This is a genomic window from Caballeronia sp. GAWG2-1 (assembly GCF_023631405.1).
GTDB lineage: Bacteria > Pseudomonadota > Gammaproteobacteria > Burkholderiales > Burkholderiaceae > Caballeronia.
Window position 1 is genome coordinate 29,639 of sequence record NZ_JALQDD010000038.1, and the last position, 20,375, is coordinate 50,013.

General features: G+C 63.1%; 13 protein-coding genes. 4 read left to right on the forward strand and 9 right to left on the reverse strand.

Annotation, left to right across the window (positions count from 1 at the left end; genetic code table 11):
* Window positions 1-76: 76 nt before the first annotated feature.
* From recC to recD, 3 genes are read left to right on the forward strand one after another with little or no spacing between them, the layout of a single operon-like run.
* Window positions 77-3,637, forward strand: coding sequence for an exodeoxyribonuclease V subunit gamma (gene recC, locus NCR98_RS24555; protein ID WP_250527583.1), 3,561 nt, complete (start codon window positions 77-79; stop codon window positions 3,635-3,637).
* Window positions 3,634-7,356: an exodeoxyribonuclease V subunit beta gene (gene recB, locus NCR98_RS24560; protein ID WP_250527584.1), complete on the forward strand. Its 3,723-nt coding sequence runs from the start codon at window positions 3,634-3,636 to the stop codon at window positions 7,354-7,356. Before recC ends, recB begins: the two co-directional genes overlap by 4 nt.
* A complete protein-coding gene (recD, locus tag NCR98_RS24565) occupies window positions 7,353-9,470 on the forward strand; it encodes an exodeoxyribonuclease V subunit alpha (RefSeq protein WP_250527585.1) in 2,118 nt (705 codons plus the stop codon). The genes recB and recD overlap by 4 nt, the downstream gene beginning before the upstream one ends.
* Here recD and NCR98_RS24570 read toward each other — a convergent pair.
* From NCR98_RS24570 to NCR98_RS24595, 6 genes are all read right to left on the reverse strand, one after another.
* Window positions 9,467-11,764 carry an FdhF/YdeP family oxidoreductase gene (locus tag NCR98_RS24570; RefSeq protein WP_250527586.1) on the reverse strand — a complete coding sequence of 766 codons (2,298 nt, stop codon included), beginning with the start codon at window positions 11,762-11,764 and terminating at the stop codon, window positions 9,467-9,469. The two genes, recD and NCR98_RS24570, sit on opposite strands and share 4 nt — an antisense overlap.
* Window positions 11,765-11,871: 107 nt before the next feature.
* The gene (locus tag NCR98_RS24575) at window positions 11,872-13,473 is read right to left on the reverse strand and encodes a histidine kinase famiy protein (RefSeq protein WP_250494479.1); all 1,602 of its coding nucleotides are present in this window, start codon (window positions 13,471-13,473) and stop codon (window positions 11,872-11,874) included.
* 282 nt (window positions 13,474-13,755) lie between these two features.
* A complete protein-coding gene (locus NCR98_RS24580; RefSeq protein WP_244830934.1) occupies window positions 13,756-13,947 on the reverse strand; it encodes a hypothetical protein in 192 nt (63 codons plus the stop codon).
* Window positions 13,948-14,427: 480 nt separating this feature from the next.
* Window positions 14,428-15,309: a class I SAM-dependent methyltransferase gene (locus NCR98_RS24585; protein WP_250469212.1), complete on the reverse strand. Its 882-nt coding sequence runs from the start codon at window positions 15,307-15,309 to the stop codon at window positions 14,428-14,430.
* Window positions 15,306-15,797 carry a polyhydroxyalkanoate granule-associated phasin gene (locus tag NCR98_RS24590; RefSeq protein WP_250469213.1) on the reverse strand — a complete coding sequence of 164 codons (492 nt, stop codon included), beginning with the start codon at window positions 15,795-15,797 and terminating at the stop codon, window positions 15,306-15,308. The genes NCR98_RS24585 and NCR98_RS24590 overlap by 4 nt, the downstream gene beginning before the upstream one ends.
* Before the next feature lie 234 nt (window positions 15,798-16,031).
* The gene (locus NCR98_RS24595; protein WP_250527587.1) at window positions 16,032-16,979 is read right to left on the reverse strand and encodes a GlxA family transcriptional regulator; all 948 of its coding nucleotides are present in this window, start codon (window positions 16,977-16,979) and stop codon (window positions 16,032-16,034) included.
* A 268-nt stretch (window positions 16,980-17,247) separates the two neighbouring features.
* On the opposite strand from NCR98_RS24595, the gene NCR98_RS24600 reads away from it, so the two are divergent.
* Complete coding sequence (locus tag NCR98_RS24600) at window positions 17,248-17,790, forward strand: carbonic anhydrase (protein ID WP_250527588.1); 543 nt, start codon at window positions 17,248-17,250, stop codon at window positions 17,788-17,790.
* A gap of 89 nt (window positions 17,791-17,879) precedes the next feature.
* On the opposite strand, the gene NCR98_RS24605 is transcribed toward NCR98_RS24600, so the two are convergent.
* The 3 genes from NCR98_RS24605 to NCR98_RS24615 all read right to left on the reverse strand — a co-directional run bounded on the left by NCR98_RS24605 (window position 17,880) and on the right by NCR98_RS24615 (window position 20,258).
* The gene (locus NCR98_RS24605) at window positions 17,880-18,278 is read right to left on the reverse strand and encodes an FKBP-type peptidyl-prolyl cis-trans isomerase (protein ID WP_244830929.1); all 399 of its coding nucleotides are present in this window, start codon (window positions 18,276-18,278) and stop codon (window positions 17,880-17,882) included.
* Window positions 18,279-18,349: 71 nt separating this feature from the next.
* Window positions 18,350-18,655 (reverse strand): DUF4148 domain-containing protein, encoded by a 306-nt coding sequence (locus tag NCR98_RS24610; RefSeq protein WP_250527589.1) that lies wholly within the window; start codon window positions 18,653-18,655, stop codon window positions 18,350-18,352.
* 67 nt (window positions 18,656-18,722) lie between these two features.
* Window positions 18,723-20,258: a cryptochrome/photolyase family protein gene (locus NCR98_RS24615; protein WP_250527590.1), complete on the reverse strand. Its 1,536-nt coding sequence runs from the start codon at window positions 20,256-20,258 to the stop codon at window positions 18,723-18,725.
* Window positions 20,259-20,375 lie beyond the last annotated feature (117 nt).

Sequence of the window (20,375 nt, forward strand, 5' to 3'; positions counted from 1 at the left end):
CCCATGCGCGCGGGCCGCTGGCCGCGTCGCTTAGAATCGATGTCTTGTCGCCGTCGAACTCTTCACGGAGCCTTTTTTGAAGCCGAATTCGCTGTCGCCGGGGCTCATGCTCATCCACGGCAACCGCTCCGAGCGGCTGCGCGATCTGCTCGTCGAGTGGATGAAGCGCTATCCGCTCGCCCCGCTGGAAAACGAGATCATCCTCGTGCAAAGCAACGGTATCGCGCAGTGGCTCAAGCTGGCGCTCGCCGCGCATGTGGATGCCGCGAGCGGCGAGGGCGGTTGCGGTATCGCCGCCGCGCTCGATATCAGCCTGCCTTCTCGCTTCATTTGGCAAGCGTATCGCGCGGTGCTGGGCGCGGACGCGGTCGCGGAAGTCTCGCCGTTCGACAAGGCGCGCGTCGTCTGGCGGCTCATGCGCGTGGTGCCCGCGCTCGTCGGGCGCGAGGAATTCGAACCGCTGCGGCGCTTCATCCGTCATGACGACGATCGCCGCAAGCGCTTTCAACTGGCCGAGCGCATTGCCGATCTGTTCGATCAGTATCAGATGTATCGCGCGGACTGGCTCGCGAAGTGGGCCTCGGGCGAGGATGTCGTGATCGACGCGCGCGGGCAGGCGCATGCGCTACCCGCCGAACAGCGCTGGCAGGCGGCGCTCTGGCGCGCGCTGCTGGCCGATGTCGAACAAAGTCCGCACGACAATCCCAACGAAATCTCGTCGCTCGGCGGCCGCGCGGCGGTCCACGAAGCCTTCATGCAGCGCGCAGCGAGCTGGCCGGAAGGCAAGCGGCCGGCGGGCTTGCCGCGCCGCATCGTGGTGTTCGGCATATCGAGTCTGCCGCGTCAGTCCTTGGAAGCGCTGGCGGCGTTGTCGCGCTGGTCGCAGGTGCTCATGTGCGTGCCGAATCCGTGCGCGCATTACTGGGCCGACATCGTGCCCGACAAGGAATTGCTGCGTGCCTCGCACGCGCGGCAGACGCGTCGCGAAGGCGCGCCCGCCGAATTGCAGCCGGAACAGTTGCATCTGCATGCGCATCCGCTGCTTGCGTCGTGGGGCAAGCAAGGACGCGACTTCATCGGCTTGCTGGACGAATTCGACAGCGCCGAGGCGCGCGAGAGCTATAGCCCGCAATTCGCGAGTATCGGGCAGCGTATCGATCTCTTCGAAGAGCGCGAAGCCGACACCATGCTGCAGCAGTTGCAGGACGATATCCGCGACCTTCGGCCGGTGCGGGAAAGCCGCGACCACTGGCCCGAAGTAGACCCGGAGTTCGATACGTCGATACGCTTTCATATCGCGCATAGCCCGCAGCGCGAGGTCGAGATCCTGCACGATCAGTTGCTCGCCGCGTTCAATGCGGACCCGCAATTGAGGCCGCGCGACATCATCGTGATGGTGCCGGATATCGAAACCTACGCGCCGCATATTCAGGCGGTATTCGGTCTCTTCGAGCGCAGCGATCCGCGCTACATTCCATTCAGCGTGGCCGATCGCGGACAGCGCGCCGCCGATCCGCTGCTCGGCGCGCTCGAGGCGTTGCTCGGCCTGCCGCAATCGCGCTTCGCGGTGAGCGATCTGCTCGATCTGCTCGACGTGCCCGCGTTGCGCCGCCGGTTCGGCATGGAGGAAAGCGATTTGCCGCGTCTGCGTTCGTGGATTCGCGGCGCCAACGTGCGCTGGGGTCTACATGCCGAACAGCGCGCGAGTCTCGGCTTGCCGCGCGATCAGGCAAGCGCCGCGCCGCATACGTGGGCGTTCGGGTTGCGCCGCATGCTGCTCGGCTACGCCGTCGGTAGCGATGCGCAAGCGTGGAACGACATCGAACCGTTCGGCGAAGTCGGCGGGCTTGATGCCGCGTTGCTCGGGCCGCTCGTGCGCCTTCTGGATGCGCTCGATCACACCTGGCGCAGTCTGCGCGAGCCGGCCACCGTGCCTGTCTGGTGCGAACGCCTGCGCGCGCTGCGCGTCGCGTTCTTCGAGAGCGACGACGCCGAAGACGCCTACACGTTCGCGCGTCTCGACAACGTGCTGCAGGACTGGCTCGACACCTGCAACGAAGCGGGCCTCGACGATGAATTGCCGCTTTCCGTCGTCGGCGACTACTGGCTTTCGCAACTCGACCAGGGCGCGCTGTCGCAGCGCTTCTTCGCGGGTGCGGTGACCTTCGCGACCCTCATGCCGATGCGCGCCATTCCGTTCCGTCACGTCTGCCTGCTCGGCATGAACGACGGCGACTATCCGCGCGCGCGCGTGCCGATGGACTTCGACCTGATGCGCGGCTACTACCGGCCGGGCGACCGCTCGCGTCGCGAGGACGACCGTTATCTGCTGCTCGAAGCGGTGTTGTCGGCGCGCGACCATCTGTATGTTTCGTGGGTCGGGCGCAGCATCAACGACAACAGCGAGCGGCCGCCTTCGGTGCTGATCGGGCAACTGCGCGATCATTTGTCGCAAGGCTGGCGTCTCTTCGACGAAGACGCATCGCTCGTGAATGCGCTGACCGTGGAGCATCGCCTGCAACCGTTCAGCGCGGATTACTTCAACGCGGACGACGAGGCATCGCCGCTCTTTACCTATGCGGCCGAATGGCGGGCATCGAGCCGACCGGGGCACGCCCAATCCGATGACACGCCGCTTGCAACGCTCGCGCCGCTCGTGCGCGAAGAGCCGCTCACGCTGCGCGAACTCGCCGACTTTCTGAAGAATCCGGTGCGCCAGTTCTTCCGGCAACGTCTGCGCGTGTCGTTCGAAGTGGAGCAGATGGCGAGCGAGGACGACGAGCCTTTCGAGCTCGATGCGCTCGCCATCTGGAAGCTTCAGGACGAACTGATCCGCGCGCAGGCATCGATATTGAACGAAACGGGCGCGTTGCAAGAAGGCGCGCTGGAAGAAGCCCGCGAAACCCGCATGGCGATGATCCGCCGCCGTGGCGACCTGGCGACGGGCGGCTTCGGCGACATCGCGAGCGGCAAGCTGCTCGAACCGATGGACAAGCTCTTCGAAGCGTGGCGCGAGGAGGTCGAGCGCTGGCCGGTGGCTAGGGAGCGCGATCGCGAAGTGCGCTTCACGATCGAAGGCGCGACGCAGACGCTCGCGCTCGCGGATTGGCTCGGCAACTGGCGCGCCGACGCCGATGGCCGCGAGGCACGCCTCATCATGGAAACGCGCGAACTCGTTTCGGGCAAGGCGTATCGGTATGCAAGGCTCACGGGCGCATGGGTGGAACACCTCGCGGCGAATCTCGACGGACGCGAGGTAACGACCGTGATCGTCAGCAAGAAGGGCGTCGTCGAATTCGCGCCGCTCGAAGCGAGCGTGGCGCGGCGGCATATGACCACGCTTCTGCAGGTCTGGGAGCGCGGCATGACGCGGCCGCTGCCGTTCGCGCTGGAATCCGCGCTCGAGTGGCTTTTCAAACATCGCATCGAGCCCGCCGAAGCGCACGGCGCCGCGCGCCGCAAGTACGAAGGCGACGACTACAACAAGGGCGAAGTGCAGAAAAATGCCTCGCTGCTGCGTGCGTATCCCCACTTCGCCGCGCTCGCGGCAAGCGGCGAATTCGTGGAACTGGCGGAGCATCTGCTCGACCCGCTCGTCTCCACCGTGGTCAAGAAAGAGAAGGCTGCCAAGGCATGAACGCATTCGATTCGCAGACCGTCCAGCCGCTCGATCCACTGCGTTTTCCGCTTGCGGGGCGCAGTCTGATCGAGGCGAGCGCGGGCACGGGCAAGACTTTCACCATCGCCATGCTGTATGTGCGGCTCGTGCTCGGCCACGATCCCGGCAACGGCGCGGCGCGCCCGCTCACGCCGCCCGAGATCCTCGTCGTCACCTTCACCGATGCCGCGACCAAGGAACTGCGCGACCGTATCCGCGCGCGTCTGACCGAAGCGGCGCGCTACTTCCAGCAAGACGCAAGCGAAATCGAAGCGCTCGACCCTGGCGACGAAGACCTGCTGCAGGCCTTGCGCGAAGAATACGAGCCTGAAGCGTGGCCTGCCTGCGCGCGCCGGCTCCAACTCGCGGCCGAATGGATGGACGAGGCGGCGGTGTCGACCATTCACGCGTGGTGCAACCGCATGCTGCGCGAGCATGCGTTCGATAGCGACAGCCTCTTCGACCAGACGCTCGAAACCGATCAAAGCGATCTGCTGGCGCAAGTCGTACGCGATTACTGGCGCACGTTTTTAGCGCCGCTCGACGAACGCCGCGCGGAAACGGTGGCCACGTGGGTATCCGGTCCGCGCGAGTTGCAAAAGACGCTGCGCAATCTCATTGACCTAGCCGAGCGTTTGCCCGATGCGCAAGCTCCCGCCGATGTGCTCGATGCGCGCGCCTTGCGTCTCGCGCAGATCAAGGAGCCGTGGAAGACGTGGCCCGAGATCATGGGCGAGTTGATCGATCAGGCGCGGCTTGCCAAGCGGTTCAAGCCGCGCAGTTACGGCAAAAGCGATTGCGACCGCTGGCTCAGGACGCTCGTCGAATGGGCGCACGACCCGCACGCGCTCATGCCCGATCTGACGAGCACCGCGTGGTCACGGCTGACGCCCACCGCGCTCGCGGAGCATTGCGAAGGCGAGCCGCCGTCGCATGAAGCCTTCGAAGCCATGCTGACCTTGCAGGCCGATCTCATCGCACTCGAAGCGAGCCGCACCGAGATTCTCACGCACGCGGCGCGTTGGGTCGCGGAACGCTTTGCGGGCGAACAGGCACGGCGCGCGCAAATGGGCTTCGACGATCTGCTCGCGCGGCTCGATGCCGCGTTGCATGGCGCGAACGGCGCGCGTCTAGCCGAAGTCATTCGTCATCAGTTTCCGGTCGCGCTGATCGACGAGTTCCAGGATACCGATCCCGTCCAGTACCGTATCTTCGATGCCGTCTATCACGCGCAAGACGCGGGACAGGCGCTCATCATGATCGGCGACCCGAAGCAGGCCATCTACGCTTTTCGCGGCGCGGACATCTACACGTATCTCGCCGCGCGCCGCGCGCCGGGCACGCAACTCTTTACGCTCGCGAAGAACTTCCGCTCGACGGCCGCCATGGTCGATGCCGCCAACCATTGCTTCGACATGGCCGAAGCGCGCGCGGATGGCGAAGGCGCGTTCCTGTTTCGCAGCGGCGACGACAACCCGGTGCCGTTCATCAACGTGAGCGCGCAAGGCCGCGACGATGCGTTCGTCATCGATGGCGAAACGCCACGCGCGCTCACCGTCTGGTGCCTGCCGCCCAGCGACGACGGCAAGCCGACGAGCAAGACCGCCTACATTCAGCGGATGGCGCCGGGCTGCGCAAGCGAAATCGTGCGTTTGCTCAACCTTGGGCAGCGCGGCGAAGCGGGCTTCGAGGGATCGCGTGGCCGCCGTTCGCTCTCTCCCGCCGATCTCGCCGTGCTCGTCAACAACCGCACCGAAGCCGAAGCCATCCGGCGGGAGTTGCGCGCGCGCGGCGTGCGTTCGGTGTATCTGTCGGACAAAGACTCGGTATTCGCGAGTGACCAGGCGGGCGAACTCGTGCATTGGCTTGCCGCCTGCGCGGAACCGGAAGACGGACGGCTCGTGCGCGCCGCGCTTTCCACGCCGACGCTCGGACTCGACTTCGGCGAACTCGACGCGCTCTTCAGCAACGAAACGCAATGGGAAGCGTGCGTGCTGCAATTTCGCGGCTATCGCGAAAGCTGGCGGCGTCAGGGCGTCTTGCCGATGCTGCGGCGCCTTCTCAACGACTTCGACGTGCCCGCGCGTCTTTTCGAACTGCAAGCCGGCAACGGCGAGCGCGTGCTGACCGACCTGCTGCATCTGGCCGAACTGCTGCAACAGGCAAGCGTGCTGATCGAAGGCGAGCACGGGTTGATCCGGCATCTGGTGGAAGAACACGAGGCGGCGCTCGAAGGCAGCGGCGGCGATGCGCGCCAGATGCGTCTGGAAAGCGACGGCGATCTCGTCAAGGTGGTGACCATCCACAAATCGAAGGGGCTGGAGTATCCGCTCGTGTTTCTGCCTTTTGCGTGCGCGCATCGTGCGGTGACGCCGAAGGATCTACCCTTGAAATGGCACGATGAAACCGGCGAGCTCAACGTTACGCTCGACGGCGACGAAGACATCCTCGTCAAGGCCGACGACGAACGCCTCGGGGAAGACCTGCGCAAGTTATACGTGGCGCTGACGCGCGCGCGCTATGCGACGTGGATCGGCATGGCGCCGCTCGAAGCGCTCGAACGCAGCGCCATCGGTTATTTGACGGGCGGGCGGGAGCCTGTCGTCCCGGCCGAATTATTCGACCGGCTGAGCGATGTGTTCGGGGCATCGGCGAATATCGCGGTTTTGCCCGCACCCGAGGCTCGCGCCGAGCGCCTTGCCGCGCGTGCCGAAACCGCGCTCGCCAGCGACGCCCGCAAGTCGGTGCGCGTGGTGCGCGAAGCCTGGTGGATAGCGAGCTATTCGAGTCTCAAGACGTCGGGCGGCACGCATGCCGCGCCGGATACGCCGGTCGAAGACGTCTTCATCGAAACGCGCGATGCGCAAAGCGAAGCGTCGCAGGAAGAAGACGCCGATGCACCGCGCGCGGTGTCATCGTCCGGACGCACGCTGCATGACTTTCCGCGTGGCTCGGAGCAAGGCAGCTTTTTGCACGACTTGCTGGAATGGGCCGCGCAACAAGGCTTCCAACACACCGCCGACGACCCCGCCGCGTTACGCGAACTCGTCGCGCGGCGCTGCGCCGTGCGTGGCTGGGAGCGCTGGATCGCGCCGCTCACCGCGTGGATTCTGAAGATCGTATCGACGCGTTTCGTCGTGAAGGCCGCGCACGGCATGCGCGCGACTGCCATTGCGCTGGCGGACCTCGACACGTCGCTCGCCGAAATGGAGTTCTGGTTCGAGGCGCGGCACGTCGACACGACCGCCGTCGACCGGCTCGTGTGCGCGCATACGGCCGGCGGCGCCGCGCGGCCCACGCTCGAACACGCGCAACTCAACGGCATGCTGAAGGGCTTCATGGACCTCGTGTTCGAGCACGAAGGGCGCTATTACGTGGCGGACTATAAGTCGAACTGGCTCGGTTCGGACGATTCGGCCTACACGACCGAGCGCATTCGCGCGCAGATGCTGCGCTCGCGGTACGACCTGCAGTTCGTGCTTTACACGCTTGCGTTGCATCGGCTGCTCAAGGCGCGTCAGCCGGATTACGACTACGACGAGCATATCGGCGGCGCGGTTTATCTCTTCGTGCGCGGCCTCGACGCCCCGACTCAAGGTCTCTACGCCGAACGTCCGCCACGCGCGCTGATCGAGCAACTCGACGCGTTGTTCATGGGCGAGGCCCGCGCTGTCATCGCAGAAACGGAGTGGGAATGAGCCTTTTGCCGTCCGGCACGCAAGCCGAATTTTCCTTCGAAGAGAGCGAACCCACGCAATCCGTCTTCGATACGACCGAAGACACCGCGCATCTGCTCGATGCCTGGGTAAAGCGTGGATGGCTGCGTGAAGTCGATGCCGCATTCGCCCGTTTCCTCGCCCGCGAAGCCGCCGACGCGCACGGTCTGCTGATCCTCGCGGCGGCTTTGGCGAGCCATCAACTCGGACGCGGACACGCCTGCCTCGATCTCGCCGCGACGCTGGCCGATCCCGGCTTCGTGCTCTCGTTGCCGCCCGATGGCCATCTCGACCCGGACGCGAGCGACGACGAGGAAAAAGACCTGCTGCCATCCAAAGTGCTCGAAGGCCTGACACTCGCGCGCTGGCAGGAAGCGCTGGCGCATGCCGCGCTCGTCGGCCATGGCGCGGGTGCGACGCCGCTCGTGTTCACCGGCACGCGGCTTTATCTGCGGCGCTACTGGCGCTACGAACAGGACGTGTGCCGCGCCATTCGCGAACGGCTCGATGCCTCCGCGAACGCGCCCGATGCAGCCGCGTTGCGTGCCGCGCTCGACACGCTGTTTTCCTCCGCATCGGCGGCGACCGACTGGCAGAAGATCGCCTGCGCGCTCGCCGCCAAAAGCGCCTTCAGCATCGTGACGGGCGGGCCGGGCACGGGCAAGACCACGACCGTCGTCAAGCTACTGGCGTTATTGCAGGCACAGGCGCTTGCCACGGGCGGCGACGCGCGCGCGTTGCGCATTCGCCTCGCCGCGCCAACGGGGAAGGCCGCCGCGCGTCTGAACGAATCGATCGCGGGCGCGGTCGCGCGACTGCCGCTCGATGCCTTCGCGAACGGCGCCGACATCCGCGCGGCGATCCCCGTCGCCGTGACCACGTTGCATCGCTTGCTCGGAACGGTGCCGGATTCGCGGCGCTTTCGGCATCATGCGGAGAATTTGCTGTCGCTCGATGTCCTCGTGATCGACGAAGCCTCCATGGTCGATCTGGAGATGATGAACGCCGTGCTCGCCGCGCTGCCGCCGGACGCGCGCCTGATCCTGCTCGGCGACAAGGACCAGCTTGCGTCCGTCGAAGCGGGCGCGGTACTCGGCGAATTGTGCAGACGCGCATCGAAGGCGCATTACACGCCCGCAACGCAAGCGTGGATCGAAGCGGCGACGGGCGAGCATTTAGACGGCGAATACATCGATGCGAACGGCAGCGCGCTCGACCAGTCCATCGCGATGCTGCGGGTGAGTCATCGCTTCTCGGCGGCGAGCGGTATCGGGCAACTCGCCGATGCGGTCAACAAGGGCGATGCGCTCGAAGTCCAGAAAGTCTGGTCGCATGGCCACGACGATCTCGCCTTCGTCGAATGTCCGCCGGATAGCGACGCGGTACTGAAGGCGCTCGCCGTGGAAGGCACGGCGGGGCACGCCAGCGAAGTACCGGAGCGCCAGGGTTATCGTCACTATCTGCAAACGATGCGCGAGCGGCAGCCCGCCCACGACGCCGACGCCGCCGCCTTCGACACGTGGGCGCGCGCGGTGCTTCACGCTCACGACGCATTTCAGTTGCTGTGCGCGCTGCGTCGCGGCGCGTGGGGCGTGGAAGGGCTGAACAAGCGCATTGCACGCATGCTGCACGAGGAAGGCTTGATTGCCGCGAACGCGGAGTGGTATCTCGGCCGCCCGGTGCTCGTGACGCGCAACGATTACGAGCTTGGGCTCATGAACGGCGATATCGGCATCACGCTTGCCTTGCCGGTGCACGATGGCACCTGGAGCCTGCGCGTAGCCTTCGCCGCGGGCGATGGCAGCGAACGCATTCGCTGGGTGCTGCCAAGCCGTCTGCAAGCCGTGGAGACCGTCTTCGCGCTCACGGTGCACAAGTCGCAAGGCTCCGAGTTCACGCATGCGGCGCTCGTGCTGCCCGAGCGCTTGAGCCCCGTGCTGACGCGCGAGCTGGTCTATACCGGCATTACTCGGGCGCGGCGTTTTCTCACGATCGCGAGCGCGGGCGGCAAGAGTGTCGTCGAGCGCGCGGTGCAGGCGCGCGTGCTGCGGGCGAGCGGCTTGTCGGCGGGCTTCGGGACGCAGGCATCGGATTAGGCGGCCGCTGCTTTCGCTATGCGCACAGGCACCGACTTGTACGAAGGCGTGCCGCTTTCCTTGTCGATGTAGTCGAGCGGCACCAGCACGTTCGCCTCGGGATAATAAGCCCCGATGGAGCCGCGAGCGATCTTGTACGCGATGACCGTGAAGCCCGCGAGCTTCTGCGTGCCATCGTTGGCATGGCCAGGCAGGGCCGTTTCGACATCGACGACATCTCCATGTTCGAGCTGCTGCACGGCCATGTCCGCTTCGTTCATGAAGATCACATCGCGACGGCCGAACACGCCGCGATAGCGGTCGTCGAGTCCGTAGATCGTCGTGTTGTATTGGTCGTGGCTGCGCAAGGTCGTGAGCTTGAGCACGTCGTCGGCTTCGAGCGCATTCTCTTCGTTCAGTCCGCCAAACGTGATGAACTCCGCTTTGCCCGATGGCGTCGTCCACACGCGTTCGGTCGGCGGCAAGGGCAGGCGGAAACCGCCCGGTATGCGAATCCGCTCGTTGAAGCGCTCGAAGCCTGAGAATACGGCTTCGATGCCATCGCGGATGCGGTCGTAGTCGGCAATCATGTCGAGCCAGCGCACTTTGCTATGCAAGAGCGTCGCCTGCGCAATGCCCGCGATGATCGCAGGCTCCGAGCGCAACGAAGGCGACGCGGGCGGCAGCTTGCCGCGCGAGGCATGCACCATCGACATCGAATCCTCGACGGTCACGGCTTGCGCGCCGCTCGCCTGCTCGTCCATCTCCGTGCGCCCGAGACAAGGGAAGATGAACGATTCCTTGCCCGTGAGAAGGTGATTGCGATTGAGCTTGGTGTTGATGTGCACGGCAAGATCGAGCTTGCGCATGGCGGCGAAGCATTTGGTCGAGTCGGGCAGGGCGACCGAGAAATTGCCGCCCAGACAAAACAGCGCCTTAGATTTGCCATCGAGAATGGCCTGAATCGCGCGCACGGCGTCGTGCCCATGCGCCTTGGGCGGCACGAAGCCGTAAGTCGCTTCCATGCGCGTGAGCATGTCGGCGGGCGGCTTTTCGGTGATGCCGACCGTGCGATTGCCCTGCACGTTCGAATGTCCGCGCAACGGACAGATGCCCGCGCCCGGCTTGCCGAAGTTGCCGCGCATGAACAGCAGATTGGCGATCTGATGCACGTTGGCCGTGCCCTTGCTGTGCTGCGTAATTCCCATGCCATACGTGACGATGGTCGCGTTCGACTTCACGTAGGCGCGCGCGACGAGTTCGAGTTCGTCGCGCGTGAGGCCGCTGGCTTTCTCGATATCGGCCCATTCGGTGGCGTGCAGATCGGCGACGAAGGCTTCGTAGCCGTTCGTGTGGCCTCGGATGAACTCATGGTCGATGACGGTGCCGTCGGCATCGACGGCGTCGTCGAGCGCGATGATCGCCTTCTGAATGCCCTTGAGCGCCGCCGCATCTCCGCCCACTTTCACCTGATAGTACGAAGAGGCGATGTCCGTCGAGCGCATGGTGGCCATTTCGACGGCGTCTTGAGGATCGGCGAAACGTTCCAGCGCGCGCTCGCGCAACGGATTGAACACGATGATGGGCACGCCGCGCCGCGCCATTTCCCACAGCGTGCCCATCATGCGAGGATGGTTCGTGCCGGGATTGTGTCCCATCGCGATGAGCAGTTCGCAATGATCGAAGTCTTCGAGCGAGACCGTTCCCTTGCCGATGCCGATCGATTGCGGCAAGCCGACGCTCGTCGCTTCGTGGCACATGTTCGAGCAGTCGGGGAAGTTGTTGCTGCCGTATTCGCGTGCGAAAAGCTGGTACAGGAAGGCGGCTTCGTTCGATGCGCGCCCCGACGTGTAGAACTCGGCTTCATCCGGCGAGGCGAGCGAACGCATGACTTCGCCGATGCGCCTGAACGCGGCGTCCCATTCGATGGCCTCGTATTTGTCCGTGGTCTTGTTGTAGGCCATCGGATGCGTCAGGCGGCCTTCGTTTTCGAGGTCGTAGTCGGACCATTCGAGCAAAGACGTGACGGTGTGTCTGGCGAAGAATTCAGGCGGGACGCGCTTCTTGGTGGCTTCCCAAGTCACGGCCTTGGCGCCGTTCTCGCAGAACTGGAATGTCGAGCGATGCTCTTTATCCGGCCACGCGCAGCCGGGGCAGTCGAAGCCGTCGGGCTGATTGGTGCGCAAGAGCGTGAGCGGCGCCTTGAAGGCGTCCATTTGCTGCCGCACGGCGCGCGCGGTGGCGTTGAGCGCGCCCCAGCCGCCTGCCGGGCTGTCGTAGAGCTCGATGCCTTGCACTTTCCGATGATCTGCCATGACGACTCCCGGACGTTGATAGCGTTGCTGCCATGACGTGAGCGTCGCATCTGAAGCGGGGGAGGTCGTGCAGGATCGAACGGTTTTAGCGGATAGGCACGGCGCCGTTATCGCCAGCGCGGGTCGTCCAGCACCAGGCGTACTTCGCGTGCAAGATCGGCCTGACGATAAGGCTTGTGGATGACCTTGAAGCGCACGCCATTTGCATCGGCGATATCCTCGATGGTTTCGGCGTAGCCCGTCGCCACCAGTACACGCAGTTCGGGCTTCAGACGCTTGGCTTCGCGCGCGAGCCCCGCGCCGGTCAACGCACCCGGCATCACGAAGTCCGTGAAGAGCAAATCGAATGCTTCGTCGGATGCGAGAATGGCGAGCGCGTCCGCTGCGTTGAGCGCGAGCTTCGTCGAATAGCCCATTTCGTCGAGCATGGCTTGCGCGACTTCGCCCACGTCGCGCCGGTCATCCACGATCAGTACTTTCTCGGTTCCCCTTTGGCTGATCACGTGCGAGGTATCTTGCGACGCCTCCTCGGCCACATCCACCGAGGGGAAATAGAACGTGAGCGTCGAGCCGACGCCGTAATCGGACGATATGGTGAGCGCGCCGCCTGTCTGACGCGCGAACGAAGCCACCATGCTCAAGCCAAGCCCCGTGCCCTTGCCACGGCCCTTGGTGGTAAAGAACGGCGTCAGCACCTTGCCGGCGACTTCCGGCGTCATGCCCGTGCCGTTGTCGGTGATGGATAGCGTGACGTAGCGTCCTTCGGGTAGATCGACGAGGCCTGTTGAATTGGCCTTCGTCAGTTCGAAGTTATCCGTGCGCAGGAGCACTTGCGCGTCGGTTTGGCCGCTCAATGCGTCGCGCGCATTCAGGATGATATTGAGCATGGCCATTTCGAGTTGCCCGACGTCCAGTTGGCAATTGCGCAAGTCACTGGCAAATTCCGTGCGGATTGAAATGGTGTCGCCGAGCGTGTGACGCGCGAGTTCCAACAAGTCGTCGCAGATGCCGTTCAGGTTCACCGTGCGCCCGACCAGCACCTGCTTGCGCGCGAACAACAGCATTTGCTGTGTGAGCGACGACGCCGTTTTGACCGCGCCGCGAATCTTGGCGATGTTCTTCAGGATGGTTTCGTCGCGTGCATCGGTCTTGACGCTGAGGTCGAGCAGATCGACATAACCGACCATGACTTGCAGCAGGTTATTGAAATCGTGCGCCACGCCGCCGGCCAGTTGACCGAGCGCTTCCATTTTCCGCGCCTGATGCAGACCTTCTTCGGCTTCGTGCCTGCGGCTCACATCGACCTGGGACGCGAAGAAGTACACGAGTTCGTTCTCTTCGGTGAAGATGGGCGCAATGAAAAGCTCGTTCCAAAATGTCGTCTTGTCCTTTCGATAATTCAGGATTTCGGCGGCAAACTCTCTGCCTTCTTTCAGCGCGACGCGGAGATCGGCAAGCGCCGTCAGGTCGGTGTCCGGACCTTGCAGAAACCTGCAATTGCGGCCGTAGATCTCGGCGTCGGTGTAACCCGTGAGCTTGCGAAAGGCATCGTTGGCAAAAATGATCGGGTAGTCGGGAAGGCGCGCGTCCGCCACCAGCATGGGCGTGCGCGTGGTGGTGGCGGCCGCGAAGAACAGATCGTCCCGGCGCGGGTCGAGTCCCCGGTTCTGTTCGACGAAAGGTCGTGGGCCATGTATGGGTGAGTGCATGATCGCTGCTCGCAGAACGTTTCCGCAGACACGCAGTTTGCGCGCTCTGCGCCGGCTGCGAGGGATTATTTGCACGAGCTGGTTGAGCACCGGGGGCGAATGATGGTTCGATACGCCATCGAAGCCTCACCGCCACGAAGACAAAGCTGCCGCCAAGCGGTTTGCGCTCGCTTTTCGGCTTGGTCCGTGCTTTACCCTCGGCAACGCTCAAGCGCCGCGCGATTCGCGACATCGAGTGCCCGCGTTTCAATGAGCGCCTCTCGTGCTCTACGACGTCGTATTTTAGGTAGCCGGCTTGTCTGCCTGATCCTTGTGCTCCGGGCTGTCCGTGACATCCAGATCGTCGAGCACCGAGTCGATCTTCTCACTGTCGCCGTTATCCAGTTTTTCCTGGACTTCGTCGTCAGTCAGCGAATCGGTTTTATCGGCGGGGTGCTGCTCTGCATTACCCGAAGGCATGGGTTTGTAGTTCATGTCGTCCCTTGATTCCAGTTGAAGGTCTGTTGCAAGCGCAATGGCAAGGCGCCCGAGGTATTCGGCAAAAGCCAAAAAGCACCCGCGACGGGCCTGCCACGGGCGGCGCGCAATGGCGGGTCTGTCGACTCTCTGCCCGGCGAAATCACCGCGTCAGGAGACATCCCCTGACCACGACCCTCGGTGATCCTTAACAATCAGCATGAATCGTTCCGAATGTCAAAAAAGGCGGTTTCGATGGGGAACGCGTAGGACTTGCGGTAGGGCTTGCGTGGCTTGCAGGCCAAGCGGTAGACGAGCGGGGGAGGTTCGTTCGATTGCCAGCACGGACTGCGACAGCACCCGTGGAGACGCGCACAGGAAGTATCGGTAGACGGAAGATGGTTGCCTGGGAAGGCGTTTGGAACTGGCAAACGACTCAGGTGTCGAGTCATGCGCCCCGCGACTTGCACGCAGAAGCAAAGCGAAAGTGAAATAATCCTACCGGCCCAGCGTCACATGCACCAGACACGGCAGATACTTTTCGCTGCCCGGATGCATGCGGATCAAGTTGTCCGCGAGCCTCGGCCAGCCACGCGGCGCGCGGTATTCGAGCAAGCTCACCGATTCGATGCCCGGTGACCACGCGCGCAGACAAGCTTCGATGTCGTTGGTATCGATGCCCCACGGCATTGGCGGTAAGCGATAGTACGGCGTTTTCATCACACCCCACATGGTCAGCGACGAAAACCATTGCGGTATGACATCGAAGATCATCTGGGCTTTGGGAAAGCGCGCGGCGATATCGTTGAACAGGCGCTTCACCGCCGCCGGGTCGAGGTACATCAGCAAGCCTTGAGCGACGACCAGCACATCGCCGTCCGAATCGATCTCTTTTGCCCACAGCGGATCGAGCGCGCTCGCCGAAATGTGACGAAAGCGCTTCGATGGCTGCAAAAAATTCTCCCGAAACGCGATGGCAGCGGGAAGGTCGACGGTGAGCCACTTCATGCGGCCGTTATCGACACGGTGTGCCTGAGTTTCAAGGCCTTCGCCCAGCGAAGCGACAACGCCATTCGGATGATCTTCGAGCCAGCGCAAGACCAGATGATCGATTTCGGCGGCGCGTGCCGCGAACGAGCCGTCCGGGACACCGAAGCGTCCCGCGAAGTCGTAATCGATCGCAGCGCAGATTCTGGAACTCTCGGGATCGGACAACACGGGGTTCGGCCGTCTGGCCTCGCACGCGCGGTCATACAGCGTCCACAGCATCGTTTCCGATACGCCCTGAAGGTTCACCACGATATCTGCCTTCGCTTCGCCGCTTTTCGACTGGCGCGCGGCGGCACGTCGGCGCCGTAGCGGGACAGTCGCGGTGCTCACAAGGCACCTAGCCGTTTGGCATTGGCTGTCGCGCGGTCGTGAATGGGAGCAAGCGTTTCCTGGATCACGTGCGTGGCCGAATTGGCCAGACGCAGCGGATTGATCGGCGCATTATTGACGACGCCAAGCAAAACGGCCTGCCGCTCCAGCCATTGTGACGCAGTCTGGCTGGATGCCAGCGCGATAGTCGCGGAAGAGGCTTCCCAGATGAGCCGCGTCGTGTCGGCGGCGAGCGTGATGGCGAGGCTGAGACAGCCGGAGCCGAGCGCTTGCAACGCTTCCGTCGCGGCTTCTTTCTTTTCGGTGCTCATCAAACTGAATTCGGTTTGATCGCGCTCGCTCGGCAACGGTCCCGCCATTGCCATGCGGACCGTGCGATGTCCCACCACCTGCGAGGTCGCGCGGAACATCTCGCTTGCGTCGGAGAGCGTTTCGAGCCAGCTGGTCGAGAGGTCGCGAAGGGGGGAAGCGGACGTAGATGCGGCCATGTAGGCGCTCCTTTGATAGTGGAAACTAGGCGGATGGCCTACTGACGATTGTCGATTGTCGACTGCAACTTGACGATGCGAGCGCGGCTAGTGGAACCGCGAGCAATGCACAGGCCCATGATAGGCCGATAAATGTTGCGACGCAACATAAAAGCACATGTCGCTGCTATTAGTCGAGCAATGCGATGCCTGCATGAAAAGAACGGTCATTCACAAGCGACGATCAGCTAGTTTTCAACGCAGTTCGCTGCGTGCGTTCCTGCGCAGCACATCGGCGGGTACGCCAAAGGTCCGCAAGAACGCGCGACGCATGCGTTCGCGGTCGGCGAAGCCGGTTTCATCGGCGACCACGTTGATCGTGTGACGCCCTTGCTCGATCATGAATCTCGCGGCTTCCAGCCGAATCTGTTCAACGGCCTTGGCCGGCGACTGACCCGTTTCGGCCATGAACGCTCGGCTGAATTGCCTCGGGCTAAGGTTCGCCACCGCCGCGAGTTCCTCGACCGTGAGTGGATTGCGCAGATTGCGGCGAATGTGCGCGACGACCAACTCGATACGATCGGACCTAGGCGTCATCTCAAGCAACGCGGAATGCTGCTTCTGCCCGCCGAGCCGACGCTGATGCATCACGAGAAGCCGGGCGACGAGCTTCGCGGCATCCGGGCCGAGGTCATTGTCGATCAGCGCCAGAATGAGATCGATGCCGGCGGTCATGCCGGCCGAGGTCCAGACCGGGCCATCGTTGATGAAGATCCGGTCCTCGTCCGTCGTCACGTCCGGAAAACGCGCCCTGAATTCGGGTGCATGCGCCCAGTGCATGGTCGCGCGCCGTCCGTCCAACAGTCCTGCTTCGGCGAGCACGAAAGCGCCGCTGCAAATGGAAGCAATCCGTCTCGATGCCTTGGCCGCCGCTTGCACGAACGCGATCAGATTCGCATCGAATGAAGGCATTTTGAGTTCGGTGATCGACCCGACGATGACAGTGTCGAAAGCCGGGTCGTCGAAAGCCTCCGTCGAAAGCGTCATGCCACCCGACGACTCGATCAAGCCACCGTGTTCGGACAACAGACGAATGTCGTAGTACGGGCCGGTCGGCGGAAGGTTCGCCAGTTCGAACGCCGTCAAGGCCGCAAGACTCATCATCTGAAACCTTTGCGGCACGATGAAACCGATCCGATGCATGGTTAGTCCCGCCGTGTGATGTCCTGAATGGTGGCAACTACGACATGGATCGTAACGGCGCGGAACGTTAAGGTACAAGCGATTTCCGCATCCGCTCGCATCGAGTGAGACGACGAACATTGCGTCGCAAATCGCCCGGGCCGCAGCCGAGCAGATAGTGGCGGTCCTTTAAAGCCGCGAAGGCTTGGTCTAAAAGTATGTCTCGAGCGGGCGCCGCGCACCGAATACAACCATCGGGCTATTTGCCCTGATCGCCAGGAGAAAGGACATGGACTTCAACCATCTCATCGCGGAACGTAACGCGCACTTCGTTCAAACGCGGTTCGAGCCTGAACTGAAGATGCTGCCGTCGCTGGGGACGATTGTCGTTGGCTGTGTGGATCCGCGTGTCGATCCTGCCGCCGTGCTTGGGCTGGAACAAGGCGAAGCGGCGGTGATTCGCAACGTGGGCGGGCGTCTCAATCGATCATTGCTCGAAACGCTGGCCGTGCTGAGCGTCGTGGCGCGTGCGGCCGGACGCCCGAATGGCGGGCGCAACCTCGTGGTGCTTCAGCATACGGATTGCGGAATCATCGGATGCCATCGGCATGCGCCTGCGCTGCTTGCGCAGTATCTCGATGTCGAGCCTTCCGCGCTCGATGCCCTTGCCATTACCGAGCCCTACCAGGCAGTCGCGCTGGACGTCGCGGCGCTCAAGGCCAATACGACGCTGCCGGATGATCTTGTGGTGTCGGGTTTGGTCTATGACGTAAAGACCGGTCGTGTCGAAACGGTTGTTCCGCCGGCGCCGTTGCGTGAAGCGGCTGCCTGATTGACCGGTGCGGCGAGCGCCCTTGCATGCTGCCTTGCCGGACAACTTCCGGGCAAGGCAGCATGCCTTTGAGCGATCCTGGTAACGGCTTACTTTCCGATGCCAAGCAACTCGATCTCGAACGTGAGATCGCTGTTCGGCGGAATCGAGCCTATACCGCGTTCGCCGTAAGCGGTCGCTGCCGGGCACGTCAGCTTGGCCTTGCCGCCGACTTTCATCTTCTGCACGCCTTGCGTCCAGCAGGGAATCACGCGACCGAGCGGGAAGCTGGCCGGGCCGCCGTGCTTGTCCGACGCGTCGAATTCGGTGCCGTTCGCGAGCGTGCCGCGATAGTTCACGCGCACGACGTCGTCGGCGGTAGGTTGCGGTCCCGTTCCTTGCTTGATGTGTTCGACGACGACACCCGACGGCAACTTGTCGACCGGGTTTGCAGCGAATGCAGTCGATGCAAGAGTCGAAGCAGCAAGCAAAGCAATGACGAATTTCATGCGAGATCCTCGTTTGTCAAAACCTGATTATATCGGGCGCGTTCCCTCGTCCCGAGTCGGCACGCGGCGCTTCAGCTTGGCGGCATCGACTGACATTCCACCTGATACCAACGATCCACCTGACGTTGCGCCGCTTGCAGATCGTCGGGGTAATACGGATCGAAAAACATGGACGGGTGATAGCCCGCTGTTTCCAGCGCCGCCAATTCGCTGCGATTACGCTCGGATGTGATCGGCGCATTGTTCTTGAGCGCGGTCAGATCGCGGCACTGTGCAGGGCTAAGATGCGTCGTGCCGTTCTGCATGCTGGTGGCGCAACCGGTGAGCAGGATGGCCGTCGCGCAAATCAGAGGCCGGAATCTCGGCAAGTGCTTCATGTCATGTCTCCAGTGAAGTCCAGTTCTCAAGCGCTGCGTGCCAGCCAACGTTACACCGTGCGGGCCATCATAGCGAATCCAGATTCGCCTTCAGCGCACGCGCTTTCGTGGCTATGGCCGCGCGTTCTTCATCGGGCATCCGGCTCAACTGCTTGTAGATCATCGTAAGCCGATGATTACGCCCGAGCGTCGCCTCGTTGCGCGCGAGAAAGTCCCAGTAGAGCGCGTTGAAGGGACAAGCGTCTTCTCCGTTGCGGCCTTTTCTGTCGTATGCGCAGCCTTTACAGTAGTCGCTCATGCGGTCGATGTACGCGGCGCTCGAAACATAAGGTTTGCTCGCCATCAAGCCGCCGTCGGCAAACTGGCTCATGCCTAGCGTGTTGGGTAACTCGACCCATTCGAAGGCATCGATATAAACGCCGAGATACCACGCACAGACTTCGGGGACGGAGAGACCCGCGAGCAACGCAAAATTGCCGATGATCATCAGCCGTTGAATATGATGCGCGTGCGCCTCTTCGAGCGACTGGCCGACCGCATGCTTCAGGCAACGCATGCGAGTGTCGCCGGACCAGAACCACTGCGGCAGCGCGCGCTTGTGACGGAACACGTTCTTGCTTGCGTAGCGCGGCATCTGCGCCCAGTACACGCCGCGAATGTATTCGCGCCAGCCGATGATCTGCCGAATGAAGCCTTCCACCGAAGGCAATTCGGCACGGTGCGCGCGATACGCCTCTTCAGCCGCTTCGACCACTTCGCGCGGGTTGAGCATCTTCGTGTTGAGCGCGAACGAAAGCTGCGAGTGGAAGAGACGCGGCTCGTGCGTGCTCATTGCGTCCTGCCATGCGCCGAAGTTAGGCAAGGCTTCCTCGATGAAGCGCGCGAGATGCTGGAGCGCTTCTGCACGATCGAGCGGCCAGCGAATACGCGCGGCCTGCGGATTGCCGAAGCTGTTCACGCCTGCGGCGACGATATCGCGCCATAGCTTCGAATGGTCATGTACCGGCCGAGGGTCTTCGGGCGGCGGCGGTTCGCCATGCCATGCGCGGCGATTGTCGTGATCGTAATTCCACTGGCCGCCTGCTGGCCGATGCTCCGTTTCCATCAGCACGCCATGCTGGGTACGCATATGCCGATAGAACCGCTCCATCAGCCATTGTCCTTTGCCGTGGATGTCGAAGAACTGCTTCGTTTCGTGGCGCCCGGTGAAGAAGTGTTCGCTGTCGGCCATTTGCGTGGCGATCGGCAGCGCCTTCGCATAAGCGTCGAGCTGATGATCGAGCCGCCATTCGTCGGGTGCCTGATACTCGAAGCGATCGATTCCCTGCGACGCAATCAACGCGTCCAGATTCGCGGGAACGGAGTGCTCGTTGGCCGTATCGTCGATCTTCAGATAGTGAACGCGATGTCCAGCCTCACGCAAACCGTCCGCGAAACGGCGCATCGCCGCGAAGATGGCGATGATCTTCTGCGCGTGATGCAGCACGTAATCCGTCTCCTGCCGCACCTCCATCATGACGTAATGCACGGTGGCGTCGGGCTCGACGAACCAGCTATGCGCGGTGTTCAACTGGTCGCCGAGAATCAGGCGCAAGGTAGTCATGGCGATGGCGTGGAGATTTTGGCGGCAATCTCCTCATGCCAGCAATCCAGACGCCCGGCATGCATCGCAACCCGGATCGCCGCTTTGGCAACGCGAATACGCCTGCGTGTGGACGTT

Excerpts from the sequence above, each read along its gene's own strand:
- recB (WP_250527584.1), top strand. The coding sequence starts at position 3,634 with ATGAACGCATTCGATTCGCAGACCGTCCAGCCGCTCGATCCACTGCGT.
- recD (WP_250527585.1), top strand. The coding sequence starts at position 7,353 with ATGAGCCTTTTGCCGTCCGGCACGCAAGCCGAATTTTCCTTCGAAGAG.
- NCR98_RS24570 (WP_250527586.1), bottom strand. The coding sequence starts at position 11,764 with ATGGCAGATCATCGGAAAGTGCAAGGCATCGAGCTCTACGACAGCCCG.
- NCR98_RS24575 (WP_250494479.1), bottom strand. The coding sequence starts at position 13,473 with ATGCACTCACCCATACATGGCCCACGACCTTTCGTCGAACAGAACCGG.
- NCR98_RS24580 (WP_244830934.1), bottom strand. The coding sequence starts at position 13,947 with ATGAACTACAAACCCATGCCTTCGGGTAATGCAGAGCAGCACCCCGCC.
- NCR98_RS24590 (WP_250469213.1), bottom strand. The coding sequence starts at position 15,797 with ATGGCCGCATCTACGTCCGCTTCCCCCCTTCGCGACCTCTCGACCAGC.
- NCR98_RS24595 (WP_250527587.1), bottom strand. The coding sequence starts at position 16,979 with ATGCATCGGATCGGTTTCATCGTGCCGCAAAGGTTTCAGATGATGAGT.
- NCR98_RS24600 (WP_250527588.1), top strand. The coding sequence starts at position 17,248 with ATGGACTTCAACCATCTCATCGCGGAACGTAACGCGCACTTCGTTCAA.
- NCR98_RS24605 (WP_244830929.1), bottom strand. The coding sequence starts at position 18,278 with ATGAAATTCGTCATTGCTTTGCTTGCTGCTTCGACTCTTGCATCGACT.
- NCR98_RS24610 (WP_250527589.1), bottom strand. The coding sequence starts at position 18,655 with ATGAAGCACTTGCCGAGATTCCGGCCTCTGATTTGCGCGACGGCCATC.
- NCR98_RS24615 (WP_250527590.1), bottom strand. The coding sequence starts at position 20,258 with ATGACTACCTTGCGCCTGATTCTCGGCGACCAGTTGAACACCGCGCAT.